Raw genomic sequence first — 22,972 nt, 5'->3', positions numbered from 1 at the left:
AGCCACTCACTTCCGGCCCGAGGCCTGCTCGACCGCGCGCACGATCTTCACGTAACAGCCGCAACGGCAGATGTTGCCGCTCATCGACTCGCGAATCTCCGCCGCGGAGCCGGTGTGCCCTTCCTGGATGCAGCCGACGCCGGACATGATCTGGCCGGGGGTGCAGTAGCCGCACTGGAAGGCGTCCTGGTCGATGAACGCCTGCTGCAGCGGATGCAGACGCTCACCCCTGGCCAGCCCTTCGACGGTGGTGACCTCGGCTCCGTCCAGGCGCACGGCCAGGGTGAGGCAGGAGTTGACGCGTCGTCCGTCGACCAGGACCGTGCAGGCGCCGCAGGCACCGGCGTTGCAACCCTTCTTCGAGCCGGTCAGATCGAGGTGCTCGCGCAGCAGGTCCAGCAGCGAGGTGCGGTTGTCCACCGTGACGGTGTGCTTCTTGCCGTTGACGGTCAACGAGACGCGGCTGCTGGGCGATGCCTCGGCGGCAGCGGCCTCCTGGGCGCCGAGCAGCGACGGACCGGCGACCAGGCCGCCTGCCGCGATGACACCGCCGGCCGCGGAGGTGGTCGCGATGAAGGTACGCCGTGACGGTGTCGACGGGGTCCGGGTGGGAGGGGACGCGGCTGACTCGGGAGTATCGGTAGACATGCTCACTCTCTCGACACGGGGGAACGTGGGGGACCTGTTGATCGGTGTGAGCCCAGGACAAGGTTCACCGTTGTTCTCACGGCAATCGGCTTCCGCCCAGCTTGGAACCTCAACTGGCTTCGCGACAGGGTGTGTTGTGCCAGGGAACAGCGTGCCAGGCAGTGACAGGGCCCCTTTCCCGCCTGCCTCACGGGTCACGGCGCTGGCAGACTGGTCCGGTTCTGTGGGCTCAGTCCCGGAGCAGGTCGGTACGCCGCAGCCACGCCCGGACCTCGGCGTCGGCCTCCCCGACCTTCTCGCCCTGCACCGCGAGCCCTTCCCCGATGGTCGCGCCGGGGCAGGACCGCGCGTAGTCGCGCTCCGTGGTGCCCAGCCCGCTCATCGCGTACGTGGTGACAGGATGAACCGTCTTGCCGCCGAAGTCGTACTTTTCGGCGAACGTCGACATGATCATGGGTGCCCGAACGTTCCAGACGGGGCTGGCCAGCAGGACCGTGTCGTACCGGTCGATCGATGACGGAAGGTCGGCGACGGCGGGCCGCGCGTCCGCGTTCTGTTCGCGGACGTTGCGCGCGACCGTCTCGTCGTAGTCGTCGGAGTAGGCGTCGACGGCCTCGATGCGGTGAACGTCGCACTCGATACGCTTGCTGATCATGTCTGCGAGGACCTCGGTGTTCCCGGTCCTGAGATTCCTGCGTCCGCCGTAGTAGTAGTTCTCGCCCGGCCGGGAGAAGTAGGCCAACAGGACTCGTCTGCCGGACGAGGCTGTCGCGGCCGGTCGCTCGCTGGACTTCGCCGTCGGTACAGCACCGCCCGACGGCGACGGGGAACAGCCGCTGATCTGGGCACCGGCCATGACAGTAACTCCTCCCACAAGTAGGCCACCGAGGAATGAACGACGTCCTGGCGGCACGGATCCGCGCCGCCAGGCGCCGAGCGCACCGGTTGTCATCCGCCGGTCCCACGAAGGGAACGGACGGCATCCAGATCCGCACGCACCGCCTGCGGCTCGGCCTCCAGGGGAAGGTCGGCCGGATCCAGCACACCGTCCACCGAACCGGACTCGTCGCTCCGCAGGGCACCGAAGAGCTCCGCCCAGTCGGACGGCTCCGCGCCCTCGGCGGCAATGAGCTCGAACGTCTTGCCGAGCGCGGTGTCCGTCAGGAGGCTGCGCACCAGCGTCTCGGCGATCTGATCGCGGGCGATTCCGCCGTCGGCCGTACCACCCTGTTCCAGGACGAGGCGTCGCTGGGTGGGACCGGCGCGGTCGAACCAGCCGGGCCTGACGATCGTGCAGGGCAGGCCACTGGCCCGCAGGAGACGTTCGGAGCGCCGCTTCCACGGAGTGGCGCCGGGGACGTCGCTGCGTGTGGCGTAGACGGAGGTCATCAGCGCCACGCGCGGCCGGGCGCCGTCGAGGACTTGCAGGATGTTGCGTACGCCGCCGTAGTCGACGTGCGCACGGGCATCGGGACGGGGATCGCCACCGGAGCCGTGGGCGAGGACGAGGGCGTCCGCGCCCACGACCGCGCGCCGCAGGGTCACGGGATCCTCGAGGTCGCCCTGAACCAGCTCGACCCCCGGCAGCAGTTGTTCGGCGCGCCGCACGTCGCGCACGAGCGCCCGTGGGCGCAGCCCGTGCCGTTGTGCGGCGGGAACGACGAGCCGTCCGATGCTGCCGGTCGCGCCCACGACGAGTACGTCGGTGATGTTCTGGTGCTGGGACATGTTCAGACCCTGGTCCGTGAGGTGGTGTCTACTGCCGGGTCAGCTGTCCAGGCGCCGCGCGCTGAGCCAGTTGACCATCTTCGGGTCGTGGTGGTCGAAGAACAGCGAGCTGCCGGTGTCCAGGGTGGCGATGGAGGCCAGCTGTTCGTCGGTGAGCTCGAAGTCGAAGACGTCGAGGTTCTCGGCCATCCGGTCGGCGCGGACCGACTTGGGGATGGCGACGACTCCGCGCTGGGTCAGCCAGCGGAGCACGATTTGCGCTACCGACTTGCCGTGCTTCTCGCCGATGCCGCTCAGGACCGGGTTGCTGAAGAGGTCGTTCTTGCCCTCGGCGAAGCCGCCCCACGACTCGATCTGGACCCCGTGCTCTCGCATGAGTTCCTGGTAGTCGGCGCGCTGGAAGAACGGATGGGTCTCGATCTGGTTGACCGCCGGGGTGACTTCGTTGTTGATGATGAGGTCGAGGAGCCGGTCCGGGTAGAAGTTGGAGACACCGATTGCCTTGCTTCGGCCCGCGCGGTGCAGGTCCTCCATGGCACGCCACTGGCCGTACACGTCCCCGTAGGGCTGGTGCATCAGGTACAGGTCGACGTAGTCCAGGCTGAGCTTGTCCAGCGACGTCTCGAAGGCGCGCTTGGTGTTCTCCTCCGCGGGAGCGTCCTGGACGTACAGCTTGGTGGTGACGAACAGGTCCGCGCGCGGAATGCCGCTGTTCTTGATCGCGCGGCCGACGGCCTCCTCGTTCTGGTAGGACGACGCGGTGTCGAGCATCCGGTAGCCGGCGGCAAGGGCCTCGGTGACGGCCCGCTCGGTGTCCTCCGCGGGGATCTGGAACACGCCGAAACCGAGGATCGGCATCTCGACGCCGTTGTTGAGGGTGACGGTCTGCATGGAGTCTTCCTTACTGGTTGGTACGGCTGCGGGTACTGGGTGGAACGGATGTGGCGCTGGCCGGTCGGTGTCCGCCCGCTCGGAGGCTCACATCGGTAGTGGTGGTGGTCGGCTTCTCACGAGGGATCTGTATATGCAGCAGCAGGCTGGCCACGACGCTCACCGCCACGATCCCCGCGGCGATCAGCAGACTGGTGTGCAGGCCGGAGACGAACCCGGCCCGGCCTGCGACCAGCGCGCCGAAGACGGCCACGGCCAGGGCACCACCGAGCTGGCGGGATGCATTCAGCACACCACTGGCGACGCCGGCCCGCTCGGCGGGCACCTTCTCCAGCAGCAACGCCGTCAGTGCGGTCACGGCCATCGCACCGCCCGAGCCGATGGGCACCATCAGCACCACCGACAGCCACACCGGCGCGCCGGTGGGCACTGCCACCATCGCCAGTAGACCCACGACCATCAGGCACTGGCCGATGACCACCGGAACCCGCGCACCGAACCGTACGGTCAGGCGTGCGGCGACAGGACCCATGAACGAGGTCAGCACCGTCATCGGCAGAAATCCCACACCGGTGGCGAGCGCGCTCATCCCGTGCACCTGCTGGAGATACAGGCCCAGCAGGAAGATCATCCCGTAGAAGCCGACGTTCAGGGCGAACCCGATGGCAGCCGAGAGCGACATCGTGCGGGAGCGCAGCAGGGGCAGCGGCGTCATCGGGTGGCGGCCACGGGCCTGCGCCACCAGGTAGACGACGGCCGCTACGACCGACAGGGCGAAAGCCCCCGGCGCCTGCGCGGCGCCGAACCCCTCCGCACCGGCTTCGATGACCGCGTACGTCAGCGAGCCCATGGCGACGACGGCGGCCACCTGACCGGTCCAGTCGAAGGGAACCTTCCTTCGAGGGGAGCGCTGGGCACGCCTGAGGAGCAGCAGGGCCACCGCACCGACGGGCAGGTTCACGAAGAAGATCATCCGCCAGTCGATGACCGTGAGCAGTCCGCCTGCCACGGGCCCGGCGGCCGCGCCGACCGAGCCGCCCACGCCCCACAGGGCGATCGCCCTCGCGCGGACCGCCGGGTCGGGAAAGGTCTCCCGCAGCAGGGCGAGGGAGGACGGGACGACGAGAGCCGCCCCGCCACCCTGCGCCAGCCGCGCCGCCACCAGCACGCCCAGATTCGGCGCCGTCGCGCAGACCGCCGACGCCGCCACGAACAGGCCGAGACCGCAGGCGAAAGCCTGACGGGCCCCGACGCGGTCACTGATCGCGCCCGCGGACAACAGGAACGCGGCGAAGGCCAGGGTGTAGCCGTCGACCACCCACTGCAGCCCGGTCATGCCACTGTCGAAGCCGCGTCCGATGGAGGGCAGGGCCACATTCACGATCATCGCGTCGACCATGATGGTGAAGAACCCGAGCAGCACGGCGGCCAGCGCGGCACGGGCGCCGGGCCTGCTCTGCTGCGACGGGCCGGCCACACCGACGGAGGGTGACGCGGGCGAGACGGACGTGGACAAGGGACGATCTCCTGAACTGGGAAAGCCTGGTGCTGACAGATCCGGAAAGCCTGGTGCCGACAGATACCGAGCCTCGCGCCTTTTCCGCCCGGGTGGCAGGCCGAGTCGTGCCGGGGAGCGGCGTTCAGGGGTGTGACAGGGCCCCCCTCTCACCTGCCACGCAGGTCAGCGCGGTGTGAGACTGGCGATATGGCATCCGAGCAGAGCACCAGCAGGAGCGCCGACATGGAACTGGGCCGGTTCCTGCGCGCGCGCCGCACCCAGACCAGCCCTGAGCAGGTGGGTCTCACCGTGGGCACCGGCCTGCGCCGCACCCCCGGGCTGCGCCGCGAGGAACTCGCCACGCTGTCCGGCATCAGCATCGACTACTACGTGCGCCTGGAGCGTGGCAAGGAGACCCGTCCCAGTCCCGCCGTGCTGGACGCTCTCGCCCGCGCCCTGCAACTCGACGAGGCCGAGCACCAGCACCTGCGCGAGCTCGCCGCTCTGGCCGCACGCTACGCCGCAGAACCGACGCCGCCGCCCAGCCGTACCGTGCGCCCGCACCTGAAGCTGCTCCTGGAGACGATGCGGCCCAATCCGGCCTACATCGTCAGCCGCAGCATGGACCTGCTCGCCTGGAACCCCGGCGGACTCGCCCTGTACGCGGGCCTCACCGACTGGCCCGCCACCCAGCGCAACCTTGCCCGCTACCTCTTTCTCCACCCCACCGCGCGCACCCTCTTCCCCGACTGGGACTACCAGGTCCGTGGCTGCGTCGCCCGGCTGCGTGCCCTGGCCGGCACCGACCCGGACGCCGCCGACCTCACTGGCCTGGTGGGCGAGCTCCTGCTCAAGAGCCCTGACTTCGCCACGCTGTGGGAGCGCTACGAGGTGGCCGGACGCAAGAAGATCCACAAGACTTTCCATCACCCCCAGGTCGGTGTCCTCACCCTCAGCGGCCTCGGCATGCACCTCGAAGACACCCCTGGCCAACGCTTCGGCGTCTACGCGGCCGACCCCGGCACCCCCGACCACGACGCCATGCTCCTGCTCGACATGACATCGCCACGGCCTGCGGAGCAGCCTGCTCCGCAGGCCGGACGGCAAGAGCGTCGGCAGCCCTGACGAATTCTCTGCGTGACGTGACCGGCACCCTCGTCGTGGAGGGGGTGCCGCATGGGCTCAAGGGCTGGACGATGTGGGTTCGGCCTGCGACGAGGTCGGCGCGTGCGGGGTCGGCTGGGAGCCGAGCAGGTCGAGCAGGACGAGGGCGTCGTGGTCAGGGGTGCCCGGCTCGGCGTAGTAGGTGATGAGCCGGTGGCCCGGCGTGCCCTCCACCTCCATGGACTGGTAGCCAAGGGCGAGGTCCCCGACCTGGGAATGGCGAAAAGTCTTACGGCCGTGGGTAGGGGCCTTGATGTCGTAGCGCTCCCACAGGTGGGCGAACTCCGGACTCTTGAGCAGGAGTTCCCCCGCCAGGTGGGCCAGGTCGGGGGCGTCCGGGTCGGTACCGGCCAGGGCACGCAGCCGGGCGACGCAACCGCGGACCTGAGCGGCCCAGTCGGGGAAGAGGGTGCGCGCGGCCGGATGGAGGAACAGGTAACGGGCCAGGTTGCGCTGCCGGGCCGGCCACTCCTCGATCCCGGTCAGCAGTCTCAGCCCGCCGGGGTTCCAGGCGAGCAGGTCGTCGGTACGGCTGACGACGTGAGCGGGATTCGGTCGCAGGCTTTCCAGCAGCAGCTTCACACCCGACCGGACGGTCCTGCTGGGCGCCGCCGGAGGCTCCGGCGCAGCGCGCGAGGCGAGGACGGCCAGACCGCGCAGGTGCTCGTGCTCGTCCTCCTCCAGAAGCAGAGCCCGGGCCAGTGCATCGACGACGGACGTACTGGGCCTGGTCTCCTTGCCGCGCTCCAGACGGGTGTAGTAGTCGATGCTGATCCCGGCAAGGGTGGCCAGTTCCTCACGGCGCAGCCCCGGCGTGCGACGCAGGCCCGGACCGGCCGTGAGACCGGCCTCGACCGGGGTGATTCGAGCCCGACGAGCGCGCAGGAAGCGTCCCAGCTCGGTGCCCCCACTGAGCTGCTCAGGTGTCATGCTTTTGAGTGTGCGGGCGCGGATGACCTGCCGGTAGGTGCGTGAGGGGCCCTGTCATACCCCGGAACGCGGTTCCCCTGCACAGCGCGGTCTGGCACGTGACACGCGGGCGGGGGACCGTTGACGACAGCGGGATCTCCCTGTGTCGGCCCGGTACGCCAAGTGGCCGAACCGTAGGAGCGCGACCGTACGACTTCAGGACATCGTGGCGTACGGAGCCGCAGCCCGGCAGCTTCTGCCCTCGTGCCCCCGACACGTAGGGAAGATCCGACCGACCGATGTAGTTCTTCCCGAACGCGACGAGAGCTGACAGGAAGCGGGCGGAGTCCATGCGCTCGACGACCCTCGCCGTGGGTCTGGACGAGGTCCCCGACGGCTGTCGCGCGATGGCCGACCGCGAGGCGCTGAAGGTTCTCGTACAGCCCTGACCCGCTCTTCCCACCCTCCCCCAAGGAAGAATCATGACTGGCAAGACTCCTCTCCTTTATCTGAACAACGGCGTCGAGATGCCTGCTCTGGGCATCGGCGTCTACCAGAGCGCACCCGAGGAGACCGCCGCCGCGGTGGAGACCGCCCTTCGGGGCGGCTACCGCCTGATCGACACCGCCGCCGCGTACGGCAACGAGGAACAGGTCGGCGAGGGCATCAGGCGTTCCGGTGTGCACCGCGGCGAGGTGTTCGTGACGACGAAGCTGTGGCTGAGCGACTACGGTTACATCTCCGCGCTGAAGGCCTGCGAGACGAGCCTTGACAAGCTGGGTCTTGAGTACCTCGACCTGTATCTGCTGCACCAGCCGGCACCGCTGGAGCCCGAACCCTGGATCGCCGCCTACAAGGCGGCCGAGAAGCTGCTTGCCGACGGCCGGGTCCGGGCCATCGGCGTCTCCAACCACACTGCCGGCATCCTGAACACCCTCATGGAGCAGACCGACATCGTCCCGGCGGTCAACCAGGTCGAGCTGCACCCGTACTTCGTCCAGAATCAACTGCGCGAGGTACACCAGAAGTTCGGGATCACCACTCAGGCATGGTCGCCGATCGGCGGCATCACCCGCTACTGGGCCCAGGCGCCCAACGGTGGCCGCAGCGCCCTGGAAGAGCCGGCCGTCCTCGAACTCGCCGAGAAGTACGGGAAGACGGCGGCCCAGGTCGTTCTGCGCTGGCATCTCGAACGTGGCGTGTGCGCGATCCCCAAGTCCGTCAAGGCACACCGGATCGCGGAGAACTTCGACGTCTTCGACTTCACCCTCACGCCCGACGAGGTCGCCGCCATCGACGCCCTCGACACCGGACTGCGCAGCGGTCCCGACCCCGAGGTCATCAAGCTGGACACCTTCGGCACCCGCTGACGGTCTCCGTCCCGCACTGAACGTCTGCTCTGCAGGTCTCACACGGAAGAAGGCGGACAGCACCATGTCCACTTGGCTGATCACAGGATGCTCGACCGGACTCGGTCGCGCTCTCGCACTCGCGGTACTCGAACGGGGGTGGAACGCCGTCGTCACCGCACGGAGCGTCTCATCGGTCGAGGACCTCCAGGCGCAGTACCCGCACACCGCGCTCGCGCTCCCGCTCGACGTGTCCGACCCCACGCAGGTCGCCGAGACCGTCCGCGCGGCCGAGACCCGGTTCAACGGTGTGGACGTGCTGGTCAACAACGCCGGGCACGGCTACCGGGCCGCTGTCGAGGAGGGTGTGGAGGAGGATGTCGCAGAGCTGTTCGCGACCAACTTCTTCGGCGCGGTCGCTCTGATCAAGGCGGTGCTGCCGGGTATGCGGGAGCGCCGCCGTGGAGCGATCGTGAACGTCTCCTCCATCGGTGGCCGGCTGGCCATGCCCGGCTCGGGCTACTACTCAGCCACCAAGTTCGCCCTCGGCGGTCTGTCCGACGCGTTGCGCAAGGAGGTGGCGCCGCTCGGGATCAAGGTGGTTCTCGTCGAGCCGGGGGCCTTCCGGACGGACTTCGCGGGGCGCTCGCTTCAGCAGTCGAGCACCGTCATCGCGGACTACGACGGCACCGCCGGCCTGCGGCGCAAGGAGAACGACACCACCCACGGCCGCCAGCCCGGGGACCCCGCCCGCGCCGCCCAGGCCGTCATCAGGGCCGTGGACGCCGAGGATGCACCGTTCCGCCTGCTGTTGGGCAGCGACGCCGTCGAGATCGTCGGCAACGAATTGCGGGCTCAGATCGAGGAACTGGAGGCAGGGAGAGAGTCGAGCTTCAGCACCGATTTCCCTGAGTGAGCCCAGGCGCTACCTGAACGCACCAACGAAGCCGTGGGCCTCGCAGTCACCTCTGCGAGGCCCACGGCCGTACGACGTCGAGGCGGCCGCCGGAGCGGGCGGGTTCGAGGAACGGGCGGACCGGACGACGACGCCGTGTGGGGGGTGGGGCGGCCGCGGCTACTGGCCCGCCAGCGAGCCGCCGATGCCACCGATGCTGAAGTAGCGGTTGAGAGCGGCGAAGACGAGGATCGGCGGCAGCATCATGATTACGGCAAGGGCCATGACAGGGCCCCAGTCGACGGAGTTCTGCTGGAAGAAGGTCTGCAGGCCGAGGGGAAGGGTGTACCGGTCGCTGCTGCGCAGGAAGACGAGGGCGACGAGGTAGTCGTTCCAGGAGAGCAGGAAGGTGAAGATGGCGGTGGAAAGGATGCCGGGCAGCGAGTTGCGCAGCACGATCCTGACGAACCCACCGGCCAGCGAACAGCCGTCGATCCAGGCCGCCTCTTCCAGAGAGACGGGGATGGAGTCGATGTAGGCGGCCATCATCCAGCAGGCCACGGTCATGGTGGCCGCGATGTAGACGATGACCTGTCAGTGCTGGCTCAGACCCGACGCGCCCGCTTCCGCGGTGACGACATCCAGGGTTTCCAGGTCCTGCCCCGCCGCCGGGGTCGTCGAAAGGCGTGGGCGGGCCCGGCCGGCCGGGCAGGTCACCAGGTCAGCTTCAGCTCGGCGATGCCGAAGAACAGGCCCTGGTTCATCGGCACCTCGTCCGCGGGGACGGCCAGCCGCAGGGTGGGCACGCGCGGGAACAGCGTGCGCAGGGCGGTGTCCATCTCCACGCGCGCGAGATTCTGGCCTATGCACTGGTGCATGCCGTAGCCGAAGGCGATGTGATTGCGTGCCGAGCGGTGGACGTCCAGCTCCTCGGGGCGCTCGAACTGTGTCGCGTCGTGGTTGGCGGCTCCGCCCGCGACGAGTACGCCGTCGCCGGCCCGGATGTGCCGGCCGCCGATCTCGATGTCCTCGGTGGCGACCCGGGCCAGGCTGCCGATGATGGAGAGGTAGCGCAGCAGTTCCTCGACCGCACCGGGGAACAGCTCCGGGTCTGTGCGCAGCGCCGCGAGCTGCCGGGGGTGCTCCAACAGGGTCAGGACGCTCAGCGCGATCATGTTGGCGGAGGTGTCGTGCCCCGCGAGGAGCAGTGACATGGCGTAGCGGACGAGCTCCGTCCGCTCCAGCCGTCCGGGCAGCACCTGCTCGATGACCAGATCGTCGAGCAGACCGTCGCCCGGCGACCGCTCCTTGTCCCGGATCAGAAGGTCGAGGTAGTCGGCGAGGGCGGTGAAGGCGTTGACGACCTGCCCTGGGAGGAACCTGCGCCGGGCCTGCTCCTCGAAGAAGGCGTGGTCGGCGTAGGGCACGCCGAGCAGTTCGCAGATCGTGCCCGAGGCCACCGGAAGGGCGAAGGAGGTGACGAGGTCGGTCGGAGGCCCCTGCGCCAGCATCGCGTCCAGCCGCTCGTCGACGAGACGCTGGATGTTCGCGCCCAGCGCGGCGCACCGGCGGACGGTGAAGCTGGACATCAGCATCCGCCGCTGCCGGGTGTGCTCGGGCGGGTCGGTCCTGACCAGCGCGCCCACCAGGAGGCCGATGTCCTTGTCCTTGAGCGCCGCCATGGCGGGCTGAACCAGGGGGAAGTTCGGCCGGTGGTGATCCGACGACAGCGCGGGGTCGGCGAGCAGTCGCCGGGCTTCGGCGTGGCCGGTCACCGCCCAGGCGGTGCGCCCGCCCGGCAGCCGTACCTCGGTGACCGGCCCGCGGGCCCGCAGCTCGTCGTATCCGGACGGGGGACGGTAGGGGCACCGTCTGGTCAGCGGGAACTCGGGAAGGGCGGGTGCCGTCTCGTCCTCGTGCCCGGTGGGAGCGCCGTTCGTCATCCGTCACACCCCCGTGCCACTGATCGCCTGCGGGAAGCGGAAGAACCGCTCGGGATCGTACTGCCCGCGCACCTCGGTCAGCCGCGGGTGGTTCTCGCCGTAGTAGGCGTGCCACCAGTCGGACAGCAGCGGATCCGGCATGTTCTGGTAGGTCTCGCCGTTCGAGTACTTGTCGACGGCCTCGAACTGGGCCGTGACCCACGCCTGCGCGGCGGCCCGCTCGTCGGCTTCCGGGCTGCCGTCGGACATGGTGTCGGCGAACATGAGGGCGAACTCGGTGTCCCGGTGGACGTACGCGGTGTCGGTCCGCGCGGGTTGGTTGGCCCGGCCGCCGAGCGAGACGCCGGTGACGGACCGGCCGTGTCCCGCCCTGCGGGCGGCGTCGAAGGCGGTCAGCAGGTCCTTGTTCCCGGCGCTCGGCAGGGGCCTGGTGAACATGCGGTTGCGCAGGCGCAGGAAGTCGCCCCGGCGCAGCAGCGCCTCGGGGGTGTAGCCGATGCGGTGGCACTGTTCGACGGTCTTGTCGGAGCAGCCGTACCAGCGCATCATCGCGTCCCGGTAGGGCAGCGTCTCCACGGCCCGGGTGGCCGGGGGCGCGCCGACACGGGCGGCGAGGCCGTCCAGGGCACCCTCCAGGGCCTGCGCGGAGCCGGTCCACGCCCCGGTGACGGTGACGACGGGGAGCTTGCCGGGCGCGGCGTCGGGGAGGGCGATGCCCAGGATGGTGCCCAGCTCGGCGGGGCCTTCCGTGACCCACCCCTGCCAGCCCTCCAGGACCCCGGCGGCACTCTCCCACGGCCAGGACAGCGTGAAGTTGACCAGGTGGGGGATCGATACGGGAACGCTCTCGAGGCGGGTGACGATGCCGAAGTTGCCGCCACCGCCGCCACGCAGCGCCCAGAACAGGTCCGGCTCGCTCTCACGGGAACACGTCACGATCCTGCCGTCGGCGAGCACGACCTCGGCCGACACCAGACGGTCGCAGGCCATGCCCTCGCTCCGGGTCAGCAGTCCGTAGCCGCCGCCGAGCAGATAGCCCGCGACGCCGACGGTGGGGCAGGTGCCGCCCACGAGGGCGAGGCCGTGCGGGGAGAGGGCGGCGAGCACGTCGATCTGCTGGGCGCCGGCGCCGACGGCGACCGTCTGCGCCCGCACGTCGACGGCCGCCAGCCGGGTCATGTCGATGACCAGGCCCGGCGTGGTGGAGTAGCCGGTCTGGCTGTGTCCTCCACCCCGCGGCACGGCGGGCAGATCGTGGTCCTGCGCGAACCGCAGGCAGGTGCGTACGTCACGCACCGTGGCGCAGTAGGCGACCCCGCGGGGGCCGACGTCGTCGAACTGGCTGAAGTAGGTCTGCCGTGCTTGGGCGTAACCCTGGTCCGTGGGCAGCACGAGCGCGCCGTCGAGGTGGCGTCGCAAGGTCTCCCAGCGTGTCGTGCCGCTGCCGGGGGCCATGCCCGTCGTGGTGAGCAGGGTGGCGCCCAGCGCCGCTCCGGCCCCCAGGCGCAGGGTGGTTCTGCGGTCGATCGACATGCGTTCGTGCACCGTCCTCTGTCTCTGGCCCGCTGTCGTCGGCCCGTTCCGCTCGGCATCCGGGGCCGGGAGATGTGCCGGGTCTCCCGGTCCCGGGGTGCTCGCCGGTGCTGCCGCGTCAGGAGGTCTGGAAGATCAGCTCCGCCTCGTCGCGCTTGGTGTACGCCTCCCAGTACAACTGCGCGATGGTGTCGGCCTCCGTGCCCGGCTCGGTGTTGATGTACGCGTTGACCGAAACGTGGGCCACGTGCACGCCCTTGTCCGCCACGGCACTGTGCAGCGTCCGCGCGTAGTAACGGACGGCCGAGCCGGCGATGCCGAAGTTCGCCACGAAGGCGAGGGGCTCCACCGCCGCGTACGCCGTGGTGAAGAGCACGGTCCCGCTGCCGCGCTCGAGCATCTCCGGCAGGACCTGACGGACCGTCCTGATCGCGCCGTGCAACTGCACGTCGAGCTGCGCCTGGGTGTTCTCCACCGTCATGGCCTCGGGTCCGACGATGTCGACGCCGACGTTGGGCGTCTTGGTCACGGGGGCGAACGAGACCACGTCCACGGCCCCGAAGTGCTCCCGAACGCGGGTGAAGGCCGACTCCAGGGACGCGGAGTCGGTGACGTCACCGGCGAATCCCTTCGCCTCGACGCCCAGCTCGGCGAGCTCGGCAGCCAGCTTGTCGACGTTCTCCTGGGTGCGGGAGACGAGGGCGACCTTGAAGCCCTTGCTGCCGAAGATCTTCCCGGCGGACAGGCCGAGGATCGGACCGGCCCCGACGATCGCGATGGTGGGCATAGCTGTTCCTTGTCGTTGACGTGACGGACACGGCGCCTGCGACAGCGCCCGGTGTGGTGCCTGCGAGGTGGTGCGTGTGACGTGCGGCGGATGCGTACGGCTTCCCCCTGAAAGTCGAGGCCCCCCTCATGTAAGCGACTCTAGCACAAGTCGAGGGGTGCCTCGATATAAGTCGGAGTCGACTACAGTGATGTCATGACCGCCGAACGGACCGCGACCACGGAGACCGGGCGTCCCCTGCGCCGCGACGCCCAGCGCAATCGGGAGACGATCCTCGCCGCGGCGCGGATCGCGTTCGCCGAGCAGGGGATCAACGCGTCCCTGGAGGGCATCGCCCGCCGGGCCGGCGTGGCCATCGGCACCCTCTACCGGCACTTTCCGCGCCGTCTCGACCTGATGCAGGCGATATTCGACGACAAGCTCGAGGCCTGCGTCCGGGCCGGCGAGCGGGCGCTCACCGTGCCGGACGCCTGGGTGGCGTTCACCGGCTTCCTGGAGCGGATCTTCGAACTCCAGGCCCAGGACCGGGGTCTCAACGACCTGCTGTCGATGACCTTCCGCTGCGACTGGACGACCCACGCCCACGAGCGGCTGTGGGAGGTGTTCGCCAAGGTCGTCGCACGGGCGCACCAGGACGGCCGGCTGCGCCCCGACATCACGGCCGAGGACCTCGCCCTGGTGGTCTGGTCCCACACGCGGGTCATCGAGGCGACCCGCGCCTCGGCGCCGCACGCCTGGCGCCGCCACCTCGCCCTGACCCTCGACGGTTTCCGGTCCGACCGGGCGCGTCCGCTGCCGGAGCCGCCGATGACCGCTGCCCAGGTGCGGGATGCGATGGCGGCCCTGGGGGAGTCCGTGGTCTGGCGCTGAGGCTGCCCGCAGGCCGCGCCGGATCGCGTACGGCCCGCGTACGGCCCGCGTACGGCCCGCGTCGCGGTCAGGCCTTGCGGAAGACATCCTTCACCGCGATCTTCCCCTCGCGCAGCGTGAAGATGTCCACTCCCCGGTCGACGACGGTGCCGTTCGGGGCTTCCAGCGTGTACTCCAGGACCACCTTGTCCGCGGCCTCCACCTGCTCCCCGTAGATGATCCGCACGCCCTGGCTCTCCAGTTCCTTGCGCTTGCGGATCATGTCGGAGAGCAGTACGGGGATCTCTGCCCGCCGGTGGGTGGTGCCCGGCTCGAGTCCGTCCCAGGTGATCCACACACCGTCGTCGGCGAAGCACGCCACGGCTGCGGGCACGTCGTCCGCCTCACCCGCAGCGAAGAACCTGCTCACCACGTTGTCGGCCATGTTCCGATCCCTCTCTTCCCGGCTCGCGCCGTCGTCTTCGCCGGCCTCTGTCGCCTGCGTCGGCTTCCGCCTCCGCGCCGGCATAAGGAAATCTGTGGGGTTTCGCCTCCGCGTCGGCTTCCTGCGTCCGTCGGCTGTCGCGTTCGTGCCGTGCGGGTCCGGCAGGCACGTCGCCGTCCGACCCCCCCCGGCTCGCGGCAGCGGCGGCTTCCCGCCGGCTCGCCGCCTCCCGCCGGCCCGCACCGCACGCGTGCGCCTCAACTGAGCCGTACCGGGAGCCGGTCGAGCCCCCGGAACTGCATGCTGTACCTCCAGCGCAGACTCGTCTCCGGCACCGCGAGCTCCCAGGAGGTGAAGCGCTCCAGCAGCTTGCGGAAGACGACCTCCCCTTCCAGCCTGGCGAGCGGCGCGCCGAGGCAGTGATGGATGCCGTGCCCGAAGGCGAGATGTCCGGAGGCCGGGCGCTCGATGTCGAAGCGGTCGGGGTCGGCGAACCGGCCGGAGTCCCGGTCGGCGGAGAGCAGCGACACGAAGACGATCGCGTTCCGCGGGATGAGGACGCCACCGGCCTGTACCGGCTCCGTGGTGAAACGGATCGTCGCCAGATTCAGCGGGCCCTCGAAGCGCAGGAACTCCTCGATCGCCGCGGGGACCAGTTCGGGCGAACGTCGCAGACGTTCCCTCGCCTCCGGGTGACGCAGCAGCGTCCGCACGCCACTGCTGATCATGTTCGCCGTCGTCTCGTAGCCCGCGTTCATGACCAGGAAGATCGTCGACAGCAGTTCGCCCTCGTCGAGCCGGGTGCCGTCGTCCTGGGCCTCCAGCAGGGCGGTCACCATGTCCTCGCCGGGCTGGTCCCGCTTGCTGCGGATGAGTCCGCCCATGTAGCCGTACATCCGTGCGAGGGCCGCCTGCTTCTCCTCGCCGCTCGTGTCGACGTTGGTCAGCACGGCGTTCCAGCGTCTGATGTCGGCGAAGCGGTCCTCCGCCACCCCGAGCAGGTTGCCGATGACGTAGATCGGCAGGGCGAGGGCCAGGTCCCCCACCAGGTCGAACTCGCGGCCGGGGACGACGGCGTCCAGCAGTTTGTCGGTGGTGTCCTCGATCCACGGCCGCATCTTCTCCACCCGGCGCATGGTGAAGGCCTTGCCGATCAGCCGACGCAGCCGGGTGTGGTCGGGGGGATCGCTGAACAGCATGTTGCGCGGGTTCGGCGGAGCGGCCCCGGGTGCGGCCCCGGACTTCGCCGCGCCCGTGCCGTCGTCCACGAAGTTGGCGGCGATGACCTCGGGCAGGCGCCACGCGTCCTTGGACAGACGGGGGTCGGCCAGCAGCGTCCGCGCCTCCTCGTAGCCGGTGACCACCCAGGCGTCCATCTCGGCGGCGAACGTCTTGACCACGCGCCGGTGGACGGTGCCTTCGTCCCGCAGTCGCCGGTACACGGCGTGCGGGTCCTGGAAGAAGTCCGGGGCCAGGAGTGACCGGTGGTCCGGCGGTGGCTCTAACACGGCATCGTCCCTTCGCTGTGTCCCTGTAGCCGACCGCGCGGCCCCCGCGTCGGGGCGAGCTGCGTGGTCAGCCAGTTCTCCACGGCACCGGCTGTCGCGTCGGCGTGGGTGTCGATCATGCTGAGGTGGTCGCCGGGGACGTCCACCGGGGTGTGCGGGAGGGGCCACACGGCGCACCGCGGCCCCGGCGTCCCGGACAGGCCGTCCGTCGCCCGGACGTGCAGCACCGGGCAGCGGATCGCCCCGGGCGGCCACGGCCGGAACATCCGGAGGTACCACCCCATCGCCGCGAGTTTCCCGTCGTCGACGAGGTCGGTGACCAGGTCGCGGGCGGCGAGGCGGCTGAAGAGGCCGTTCTGGAGGGCGCCCAGCTCGGGGCTGTCGGGAGGGGAGGAGTCGAGCAGGACGAGACCGGCCGGCCCGGCGGGCTCGTCACCGCCGCGGTGACCGTCCTGTTCGAGCCGCTCGGCCAGGGCGTGTGCGAGCCACCCGCCGGAGGAGTAGCCGACGAGCACGTACGAAGCGCCCTCGGCGCACTGCCGGACCGCCTCGGCCTGGCGGCCGACCAGCTCGTCCAGGGTCGGGAGCAGGGGTTCACCATGCCGGTAACCCGGCGGGGCGATCACCGCCACGTCCCGTATGTCCCGGAAGGCGGCGGCGAGCCGGGCGTACTGGTACTCACTGGCCGGGGCGGCGAAGCTGGGCAGGCAGATCAGGGCCGGTGCTGAGGGCCCCTTCGCGAACCGCGCGATCCTGTGGCCGGTCCGGTCCGGGGCGGTGGGACCCGAGAAGCTGAGCGCCTGCGCCGCCGTGGCCAGCAGGTCGAGCCCCTCGGCGGTGCGGCCGCGGGCACACGCCTGCTGGAAGAGCGCCGCGAGGGGGGTGCGCTGGGAGACCGCGCCCGTACCGGAGAGTCCGCCCGCGCCGCCCGCGCCGCCCGCGCCGTCCGGGCCGGCCGACTGGGCCGCGACATCAGCGGTATACGTAGTGTCCGTGGTGCTTGTCTTGGTCGTCGTGAGGGTGGTTCCTGCGCCTGTGGTTCCTGTGGTCCCTGTGGTGCTTGTGGCATCTGTGGCCGCCGGGTCGGTCGTGTTCGCGGTGGCGAGGGACTCGGCCAGGTGGGCGGCGAGGTTCTCGGGCGTCGGGTGGTCGAAGACGGCCGACACCTCCAGCGGCATGCCGGTGGCCGAGGCGAGGTGGTTGCGCAGTTCCACGGCGGTCAGGGAGGTGACGCCCAACTCGGTGAAGGGGCGCGCGGGCTGTATCTCCTCCAGGGGGTATCCGAGCGTCCGGGCGGTCTGGGCACGGACCAGTTCCAGCAGCGCTCCCGCCCTGTCCGCCGCCGCCAGGGCGGCGAGGGGCGCACGCGCGGCCGGGGCGTCCTCCGTCGGGTTTCCGGCCGGCGCCACCCCGGCCGTGGCCGGCCAGTAGCGCTTCCGTTGGAAGGCATAGGCCGGCAGGTCGACGCGACGGGCCCCGGTACCGGCGTAGAACGACGACCAGTCGACCCGGGCGCCGCGCACGTGAGCCCGGGCCAGCGCCGTCACCGCCGAGCGGGCCTCGGGGCGGTCGCGGCGCAGCACGGGGACGGCGGCCACGGCGGACGGATCGGCGGCGCATTCGACGACGAGTGCCGACAGAACGCCGTCCGGGCCGAGCTCCAGGAACGTCCGCGTGCCGTCGTCCTCCATGGTGCGTACGACGTCGAGGAAGCGCACGGGACGGCTCACCTGGCCGACCCAGTAGTCCGCGGAGGCGATCTCGCTCGTCACCGGCTTGCCGGTGGTCGCGGACACAAGGGCCGTGGCCGGGGCGGAGAAGGTGAGGGAGCTGATGGCGGCGCGGAACGCGTCGAGCACGGGGGCCATCAGGGGCGAGTGAAAGGCGTGGCTGACCTTCAGCCGCCTGGTGCGCCGGCCGAGCCGGGTGAAGTGCTCCCGGACGCGCTCGACCTCGGGCTCGGCACCGGAGACGACGACGGCGCGGGGACCGTTGACCGCGGCGATGCCCACACGGCCCTCGCGGCCGGTCAGCAGAGGCAGCACCTCGTCCTCGGCCGCCTGCACGGACACCATGGCCCCGCCGGACGGCAGTGCCTGCATCAGCCGGCCCCGAGCCGCCACCAGGCGCGCGGCGTCCGCGAGTGAGAACACGCCCGCCGCGTGCGCGGCCGCGATCTCCCCCACCGAGTGGCCCGCCAGCACGTCGAACCGGATGCCCCACGACCGCACCAGCCGGTGCAGTGCCACTTCCACGGCGAACAGCGCCGGCTGGGTGAGCCCCGTCTCGTCGAGCCGTTCACCCGACCACATCGCCGCACGCAACGACCCGCCCAGCAAGGGGTCCAGCTCGGCGCACACCTCGTCGAGGGCCGTGGCGAACACCGGGAAGGCCGCGTACAGCTCGCGGCCCATTCCGGCCCGCTGCGCACCCTGACCGGTGAAGACGCCGCCCAGCCGCCCGGTCACCACCGACCCGGTCACCACCGACCCGGTCACCACACCGGGGCCGTCGGCGCTGTCGCCGGGCTCGACCGCGCCGAGGCCGTCGACGAGCTGCTCACGCGTCTCACCGAGCACCACGGCCCGGTGCTCGAATGCCGCCCGGGACGACACCAGTGACCACCCGATGTCGAGAGCCGGCGCGTCACCGTGCGCCCGGACGTACGCGTGCAGCCGCTCGGCCTGCGCCCCCAACGCCTGAGCGGAACGGCCCGAGACCACCCACGGGAGCACCGCCGGGCGTCGGCCGACGCGCTGTTCCTCGCCCTCCTCGCCCTCCTCGTCTTCCTTGCCTGTCTCGTCTTCCTTGCCTGTCTCGTCGGCGCTGTCGCCGGGTGCCTGTTCCAGCACGACGTGCGCGTTGGTCCCGCTGATCCCGAAGGAGGAGACACCGGCCCGGCGCGGGCGCCCGGTCTCCGGCCATGCGCACGCGTCCCGCAACAGTTCCACCGCGCCGGCGGACCACTCGATGAACGGGGACGGCTCGTCCGCGTGCAGCGTGCGCGGCAGCACGCCCTCCCGCATCGCCATCACCATCTTGATCACACCGGCGACACCCGCCGCGGCCTGCGTGTGGCCGATGTTGGACTTCACCGAGCCCAGCCACAGCGGGCGGTCGGCGGCGCGCTCCCGCCCGTACGTGGCGAGCAGCGCCTCGGCCTCGATCGGGTCGCCCAGTTTCGTCCCCGTGCCGTGTGCCTCCACAGCGTCGACGTCCGCCGCCGAAAGACCCGCGTTCGCGAGCGCCTGACGGATCACCCGTTGCTGCGAGGGACCGTGGGGCGCCGTCAGACCGTTCGACGCGCCGTCCTGGTTCACCGCCGAGCCCCGCACCACGGCCAGCACCCGGTGCCCGTGCCGCCGGGCGTCCGACAGCCGCTCCAGCAGCAGCATGCCCACGCCCTCGCCCCAGCCGACCCCGTCCGCTCCCGCGGCGAAGGGCTTGCACCGGCCGTCGGGGGCCAGGCCGCGCTGGCGGCTGAACTCCACGAAGCTGGTCGGGGTGCACATCACCGAGACGGCGCCGGCGAGGGCCATCGAACATTCGCCCGACCGCAGGGCCTGCCCGGCGAGATGCAGCGCTACCAGCGACGACGAGCACGCCGTGTCGAGGGACACGGCGGGCCCCGCCAGACCGAGCTGGTAGGAGATGCGCCCCGAGGACACGCTGGCCGCGTTGCCCGTCAGCAGGAAGCCCTCGGTCTCCCGCGGGTCTTGCACCAGGAGGAACGGGTAGTCCTGACCGTTGCCCCCGGTGAAGACACCGACCGGGGCGCCTCGTACGGTCTCGGGGTCGATGCCGGCGTGTTCGAAGGTCTCCCAGGCGGTCTCCAGCAGCAGGCGCTGCTGCGGGTCCATGGCGAGCGCCTCACGCGGGGAGATGCCGAAGAAAGCGGCGTCGAACTCTCCCGCCTCGTAGAGGAATCCGCCCTCCCGGGCATACGACGTCCCGGACCGCCCCGGGTCGGGGTCGTACAGGCCGTCGAGGTCCCAGCCGCGGTCGGACGGCAGGTGCGAGACCGTGTCGACGCCCTCGACGACCAGCCGCCACAGGTCCTGCGGCGACCCCACCCCGCCGGGAAAGCGGCACGCCATACCGACGATGGCGATCGGCTCCGACGCCGCGGCGACGAGTTGCCGGTTCTGCTTCCGTAGCCGTTCGTTCTCCTTCAGGGAGGACCGCAGGGCCTCGACGAACTTCTCCGTGGAATGAGCCACCATGTTCTCCGCCGCCAGGTCGTCGGTCGGTCAGTCGGACAGGTTTGCGGCGGCCAGCCGCAGCAGGTCCTCGGCGTCCATCGTGTCGATCGTCTCCACCGGTTCCGTCGTCCCCTCGTAGTCGGCCGCGGCGAGGTTCAGCAGGGTTTCCATGACTCCCGCCTGCCGGAACCGGCTCAGCGGGATCGTGGTGAGGAGGCGACGGATCTCGGCCTCCTCGGCGTCGGCCTCGCCCGGCCCGGTCGCGCCCTCCCGCGGGAAGAGGACCGAGTGCAGATAGGAGGCCACGGCCACCGCGGTGGGGTGGTCGAAGACGAGGGCGGCGGGCAGGCGCAGGCCGGTGGCGGCGCCGAGCCGGTTGCGCAGCTCGACGGCGGTGAGCGAGTCGAAGCCGAGCTCCTTGAACGCCCGGTCCGGCCCGACGGCCTGCCGGTCCGTGTGACCCAGTACCGCAGAGGTTTCGGCGCGTACGAGATCCACCAGCGCGCCGCGGCGTTCGGCTCCGGTCAGTGCGCTGAGCCGCCGTACGAGGCCGGACGGGCCGCTGTCGCCGTCGGCGCCGCCCGCTGTGCCGCCGTGTGCTGCGCCGCGCCGGACGGTCACCCGTACCAGGTCACGCAGGAGTGCCGGCATGCTCTCGCCCTGTTCACGGAGGGCCGCCGTGTCCCAGCGGACCGGGGCGAGAACAGCCCGGTCGAGGTGGACGGCACAGTCCAGGAGCCGCAGGGCCTCCGCATCGCTCAGGGGGGCCAGGCCGCCCCGGGCGAGACGGCGCCGGTCGTCCTCACCGAGGTGGCCCGTCATGCCGTCGGCGTCCCCCCACAGTCCCCAGGCCAGCGAGACGGCGGGAACGCCCTGGCGCCGGGCGTGGTGGGCGAGCGCGTCGAGGAACGTGTTCGCGGCGGCGTAGTTGGCCTGGCCGGCGCCGCCGAGCAGGCCCGCGGCGGAGGAGTACAGGACGAAGGCGGACAGTCCTAGGTCCTTGGTCTGCGTGTAGAGGTTCCAGGCCGCGTCCACCTTGGGGCGCAGTACCGTGGCCAGTTGGTCCGGTGTCATCGAGGAGACCACCCCGTCGGCCAGGGCTCCGGCCGCGTGCACGACGGCGGTCAGCGGGCTGTCCTCCGCCACACCGGCGAGGAGTCCCGCCACCTGTGCGCGATCGGCGACGTCGCACGCGGCGATCGTGACCCGCGCGCCCAGGGCCCGCAGCTCCGCCGCCAGCTCGCAGGCCCCCTCGGCCTGCCGGCCGCGGCGGCTCACCAGCAGCAGGTTCCGCGCCCCGTGCCCGGTCACCAGATGGCGGGCGAGCCGGGCGCCCAGAGCGCCGGTGGCGCCCGTGAGCAGCACCGTCCCGTCGGAACCCAGCGGGGGCGGGAGGGCCGCGGCGGTGTGCACGGCCGCCGCGGGAACCCTGGTGAGGCGGGGGACGAAGACCCGGTCACCGCGCAGCAGCAGTTGCGGTTCCCCGGTGGCGAGCGCGCCGGCCAGCCGTCCGGACCCCACTGCCTCCCCGCCGGTGTCGACGAGCACGAAACGGCCGGGGTTCTCCGTCTGGGCGCTGCGCAGCAGGCCCCAGACACCGGAGTGCGCCAGGTCGCGGAGGTCCTCATCATCACGGGGGACGGCTCCGCGCGTGACGACGAGCAGCCGGGAGGAGGCGAGACGTTCCTCGGACAGCCAGGCCCCGACCAGTGCCAGCGCCCGGGCGGTGGCCGCGTGCGCCCGCTCGGCGGCCTCCTCCTCGGCATGCGGTGCCGGTTCGAAAGGGGCTACGACGACCGAGGGAACGTCCTCCCCGTCGTCCAGGGCACGGATCAGGGCGCCGAGGTCGTCGTGCGTCCGCGTGTCGGCGGCTCGGCCGGGGTCGCCGAGGAACACCCACGCATCCGGCGCGGGCTCGTCGGTGACCGCGGTGAGCGGTACACCCCGCCACTCGATCTGGAACAGCGACTCCTGGGCCGGGCCCCGCCCCGCCCTGTGCAGCTCCTCGGCCGGCACCGCCCGCACGGTCACCGCGTCCACGGTGACCACGCTCTGACCGGCCTCGTCGGTGGCCGTCAGGGACACCGCGCCGGAGCCGACCCCCGACCAATGGACCCGCAGCGCGGTGGCGCCGGTGGCGTGGACGCGGAGGCCCGACCAGGAGGAGGGCAGCGGCACACCGCCGTCGCGGCCGCCGGCCACGTCGCACAGCATCGGCTGGAAGGCCGCGTCGAGGAGGGCGGGGTGGAGGGTGAAACCCGCAGCGTCGGAGCGCTGTTGTTCCGGCAGCTCGACCTCGGCGAAGATCTCGTCGCCTCGGTGCCAGGCTCGCTTCAACCCTTGGAAGACGGGGCCATAGCCGAAGCCTGACGCGGACAGGGACTCGTAGACGCGGTCGACCTCGACCTCGTGGGCATCGGCCGGAGGTGGCCAGTCGCCTGTCGGAGCGGGCGGTCGAGTGGTGTTGTCCACCGTGAGCAGGCCGGTGGCGTGGCATGTCCAGGGTGGTTCGGTGTTCGTGGCGGTGGCGGGGTCGGGGTCGGGCCGGGAGTGGATGCTCACCTTCCGGTGGCCGGAGTTGTTCTCGGCTCCGACGACGACTTGGAGGCGGACGGAGCCGTGT

Annotated in this window: 18 protein-coding genes; 4 read left to right on the top strand and 14 right to left on the bottom strand. The window is 71.0% G+C overall.

The window, feature by feature from the left end; translation table 11 throughout:
* Positions 1 to 6: 6 nt before the first annotated feature.
* From ABEB00_RS13860 to ABEB00_RS13840, 5 genes are all read right to left on the bottom strand, one after another.
* Entirely contained in the window at positions 7 to 648 is a 642-nt protein-coding gene (locus tag ABEB00_RS13860) for a (2Fe-2S)-binding protein (protein ID WP_345619847.1), read from the bottom strand.
* Between the two features lie 229 nt (positions 649 to 877).
* Positions 878 to 1,504 (bottom strand): flavodoxin, encoded by a 627-nt coding sequence (locus ABEB00_RS13855; protein WP_345619846.1) that lies wholly within the window; start codon positions 1,502 to 1,504, stop codon positions 878 to 880.
* A 92-nt stretch (positions 1,505 to 1,596) separates the two neighbouring features.
* Positions 1,597 to 2,376: an SDR family oxidoreductase gene (locus tag ABEB00_RS13850; protein ID WP_345619845.1), complete on the bottom strand. Its 780-nt coding sequence runs from the start codon at positions 2,374 to 2,376 to the stop codon at positions 1,597 to 1,599.
* 39 nt (positions 2,377 to 2,415) lie between these two features.
* On the bottom strand, positions 2,416 to 3,267 hold the full coding sequence (locus ABEB00_RS13845) for an aldo/keto reductase (protein WP_345619844.1): 852 nt from the start codon (positions 3,265 to 3,267) through the stop codon (positions 2,416 to 2,418).
* 10 nt (positions 3,268 to 3,277) lie between these two features.
* A complete protein-coding gene (locus tag ABEB00_RS13840; RefSeq protein WP_345619843.1) occupies positions 3,278 to 4,783 on the bottom strand; it encodes an MFS transporter in 1,506 nt (501 codons plus the stop codon).
* A 189-nt stretch (positions 4,784 to 4,972) separates the two neighbouring features.
* Between ABEB00_RS13840 and ABEB00_RS13835 the strand changes: the two genes are divergently transcribed.
* Positions 4,973 to 5,890 (top strand): helix-turn-helix transcriptional regulator, encoded by a 918-nt coding sequence (locus tag ABEB00_RS13835; protein WP_345619841.1) that lies wholly within the window; start codon positions 4,973 to 4,975, stop codon positions 5,888 to 5,890.
* Between the two features lie 57 nt (positions 5,891 to 5,947).
* Here ABEB00_RS13835 and ABEB00_RS13830 read toward each other — a convergent pair whose 3' ends face one another.
* Positions 5,948 to 6,859, bottom strand: coding sequence for a helix-turn-helix transcriptional regulator (locus ABEB00_RS13830; RefSeq protein ID WP_345619839.1), 912 nt, complete (start codon positions 6,857 to 6,859; stop codon positions 5,948 to 5,950).
* Positions 6,860 to 7,320: 461 nt separating this feature from the next.
* Between ABEB00_RS13830 and ABEB00_RS13825 the strand changes: the two genes are divergently transcribed.
* Both ABEB00_RS13825 and ABEB00_RS13820 read left to right on the top strand, forming a co-directional pair.
* Entirely contained in the window at positions 7,321 to 8,208 is an 888-nt protein-coding gene (locus tag ABEB00_RS13825; RefSeq protein ID WP_345619838.1) for an aldo/keto reductase, read from the top strand.
* A gap of 64 nt (positions 8,209 to 8,272) precedes the next feature.
* Positions 8,273 to 9,103, top strand: a complete 831-nt coding sequence (locus tag ABEB00_RS13820) for an oxidoreductase (protein ID WP_345619837.1) — start codon at positions 8,273 to 8,275, stop codon at positions 9,101 to 9,103.
* Between the two features lie 159 nt (positions 9,104 to 9,262).
* Here the strand turns inward: ABEB00_RS13820 and ABEB00_RS13815 are convergent, their stop codons facing one another.
* The 4 genes from ABEB00_RS13815 to ABEB00_RS13800 form a co-directional block, all read right to left on the bottom strand.
* A complete protein-coding gene (locus ABEB00_RS13815; protein ID WP_345620044.1) occupies positions 9,263 to 9,661 on the bottom strand; it encodes a carbohydrate ABC transporter permease in 399 nt (132 codons plus the stop codon).
* Between the two features lie 134 nt (positions 9,662 to 9,795).
* Positions 9,796 to 11,025: a cytochrome P450 gene (locus ABEB00_RS13810; protein ID WP_345619836.1), complete on the bottom strand. Its 1,230-nt coding sequence runs from the start codon at positions 11,023 to 11,025 to the stop codon at positions 9,796 to 9,798.
* A gap of 3 nt (positions 11,026 to 11,028) precedes the next feature.
* Positions 11,029 to 12,558, bottom strand: a complete 1,530-nt coding sequence (locus ABEB00_RS13805; RefSeq protein ID WP_345619835.1) for an FAD-binding oxidoreductase — start codon at positions 12,556 to 12,558, stop codon at positions 11,029 to 11,031.
* Positions 12,559 to 12,676: 118 nt separating this feature from the next.
* A complete protein-coding gene (locus ABEB00_RS13800) occupies positions 12,677 to 13,345 on the bottom strand; it encodes an SDR family oxidoreductase (RefSeq protein WP_345619834.1) in 669 nt (222 codons plus the stop codon).
* Between the two features lie 195 nt (positions 13,346 to 13,540).
* Between ABEB00_RS13800 and ABEB00_RS13795 the strand changes: the two genes are divergently transcribed.
* A complete protein-coding gene (locus tag ABEB00_RS13795; RefSeq protein ID WP_345619833.1) occupies positions 13,541 to 14,215 on the top strand; it encodes a TetR/AcrR family transcriptional regulator in 675 nt (224 codons plus the stop codon).
* A gap of 67 nt (positions 14,216 to 14,282) precedes the next feature.
* Here ABEB00_RS13795 and ABEB00_RS13790 read toward each other — a convergent pair whose 3' ends face one another.
* The 4 genes from ABEB00_RS13790 to ABEB00_RS13775 all read right to left on the bottom strand — a co-directional run.
* Positions 14,283 to 14,639, bottom strand: coding sequence for a nuclear transport factor 2 family protein (locus tag ABEB00_RS13790; RefSeq protein ID WP_345619832.1), 357 nt, complete (start codon positions 14,637 to 14,639; stop codon positions 14,283 to 14,285).
* A gap of 257 nt (positions 14,640 to 14,896) precedes the next feature.
* Positions 14,897 to 16,147 carry a cytochrome P450 family protein gene (locus tag ABEB00_RS13785; protein WP_345619831.1) on the bottom strand — a complete coding sequence of 417 codons (1,251 nt, stop codon included), beginning with the start codon at positions 16,145 to 16,147 and terminating at the stop codon, positions 14,897 to 14,899.
* On the bottom strand, positions 16,141 to 20,370 hold the full coding sequence (locus ABEB00_RS13780) for a type I polyketide synthase (RefSeq protein WP_345619830.1): 4,230 nt from the start codon (positions 20,368 to 20,370) through the stop codon (positions 16,141 to 16,143). The genes ABEB00_RS13785 and ABEB00_RS13780 overlap by 7 nt, the downstream gene beginning before the upstream one ends.
* A 27-nt stretch (positions 20,371 to 20,397) precedes the next feature.
* The coding region (locus ABEB00_RS13775) for a type I polyketide synthase (RefSeq protein WP_345619828.1) at positions 20,398 to 22,972 on the bottom strand (2,575 nt) is incomplete at its 5' end.

It is taken from the genome of Streptomyces ziwulingensis (genome assembly GCF_039542605.1).
GTDB lineage: Bacteria > Actinomycetota > Actinomycetes > Streptomycetales > Streptomycetaceae > Streptomyces > Streptomyces ziwulingensis.
Note: the sequence above shows the minus strand (reverse complement) of the source record. Positions and strands in the feature narration are given on the sequence as shown.

Excerpts from the sequence above, each read along its gene's own strand:
- ABEB00_RS13860 (WP_345619847.1), bottom strand. The coding sequence starts at position 648 with ATGTCTACCGATACTCCCGAGTCAGCCGCGTCCCCTCCCACCCGGACC.
- ABEB00_RS13855 (WP_345619846.1), bottom strand. The coding sequence starts at position 1,504 with ATGGCCGGTGCCCAGATCAGCGGCTGTTCCCCGTCGCCGTCGGGCGGT.
- ABEB00_RS13850 (WP_345619845.1), bottom strand. The coding sequence starts at position 2,376 with ATGTCCCAGCACCAGAACATCACCGACGTACTCGTCGTGGGCGCGACC.
- ABEB00_RS13805 (WP_345619835.1), bottom strand. The coding sequence starts at position 12,558 with ATGTCGATCGACCGCAGAACCACCCTGCGCCTGGGGGCCGGAGCGGCG.
- ABEB00_RS13825 (WP_345619838.1), top strand. The coding sequence starts at position 7,321 with ATGACTGGCAAGACTCCTCTCCTTTATCTGAACAACGGCGTCGAGATG.
- ABEB00_RS13820 (WP_345619837.1), top strand. The coding sequence starts at position 8,273 with ATGTCCACTTGGCTGATCACAGGATGCTCGACCGGACTCGGTCGCGCT.
- ABEB00_RS13835 (WP_345619841.1), top strand. The coding sequence starts at position 4,973 with ATGGCATCCGAGCAGAGCACCAGCAGGAGCGCCGACATGGAACTGGGC.
- ABEB00_RS13845 (WP_345619844.1), bottom strand. The coding sequence starts at position 3,267 with ATGCAGACCGTCACCCTCAACAACGGCGTCGAGATGCCGATCCTCGGT.
- ABEB00_RS13795 (WP_345619833.1), top strand. The coding sequence starts at position 13,541 with ATGACCGCCGAACGGACCGCGACCACGGAGACCGGGCGTCCCCTGCGC.
- ABEB00_RS13800 (WP_345619834.1), bottom strand. The coding sequence starts at position 13,345 with ATGCCCACCATCGCGATCGTCGGGGCCGGTCCGATCCTCGGCCTGTCC.
- ABEB00_RS13780 (WP_345619830.1), bottom strand. The coding sequence starts at position 20,370 with ATGGTGGCTCATTCCACGGAGAAGTTCGTCGAGGCCCTGCGGTCCTCC.
- ABEB00_RS13810 (WP_345619836.1), bottom strand. The coding sequence starts at position 11,025 with ATGACGAACGGCGCTCCCACCGGGCACGAGGACGAGACGGCACCCGCC.
- ABEB00_RS13830 (WP_345619839.1), bottom strand. The coding sequence starts at position 6,859 with ATGACACCTGAGCAGCTCAGTGGGGGCACCGAGCTGGGACGCTTCCTG.
- ABEB00_RS13790 (WP_345619832.1), bottom strand. The coding sequence starts at position 14,639 with ATGGCCGACAACGTGGTGAGCAGGTTCTTCGCTGCGGGTGAGGCGGAC.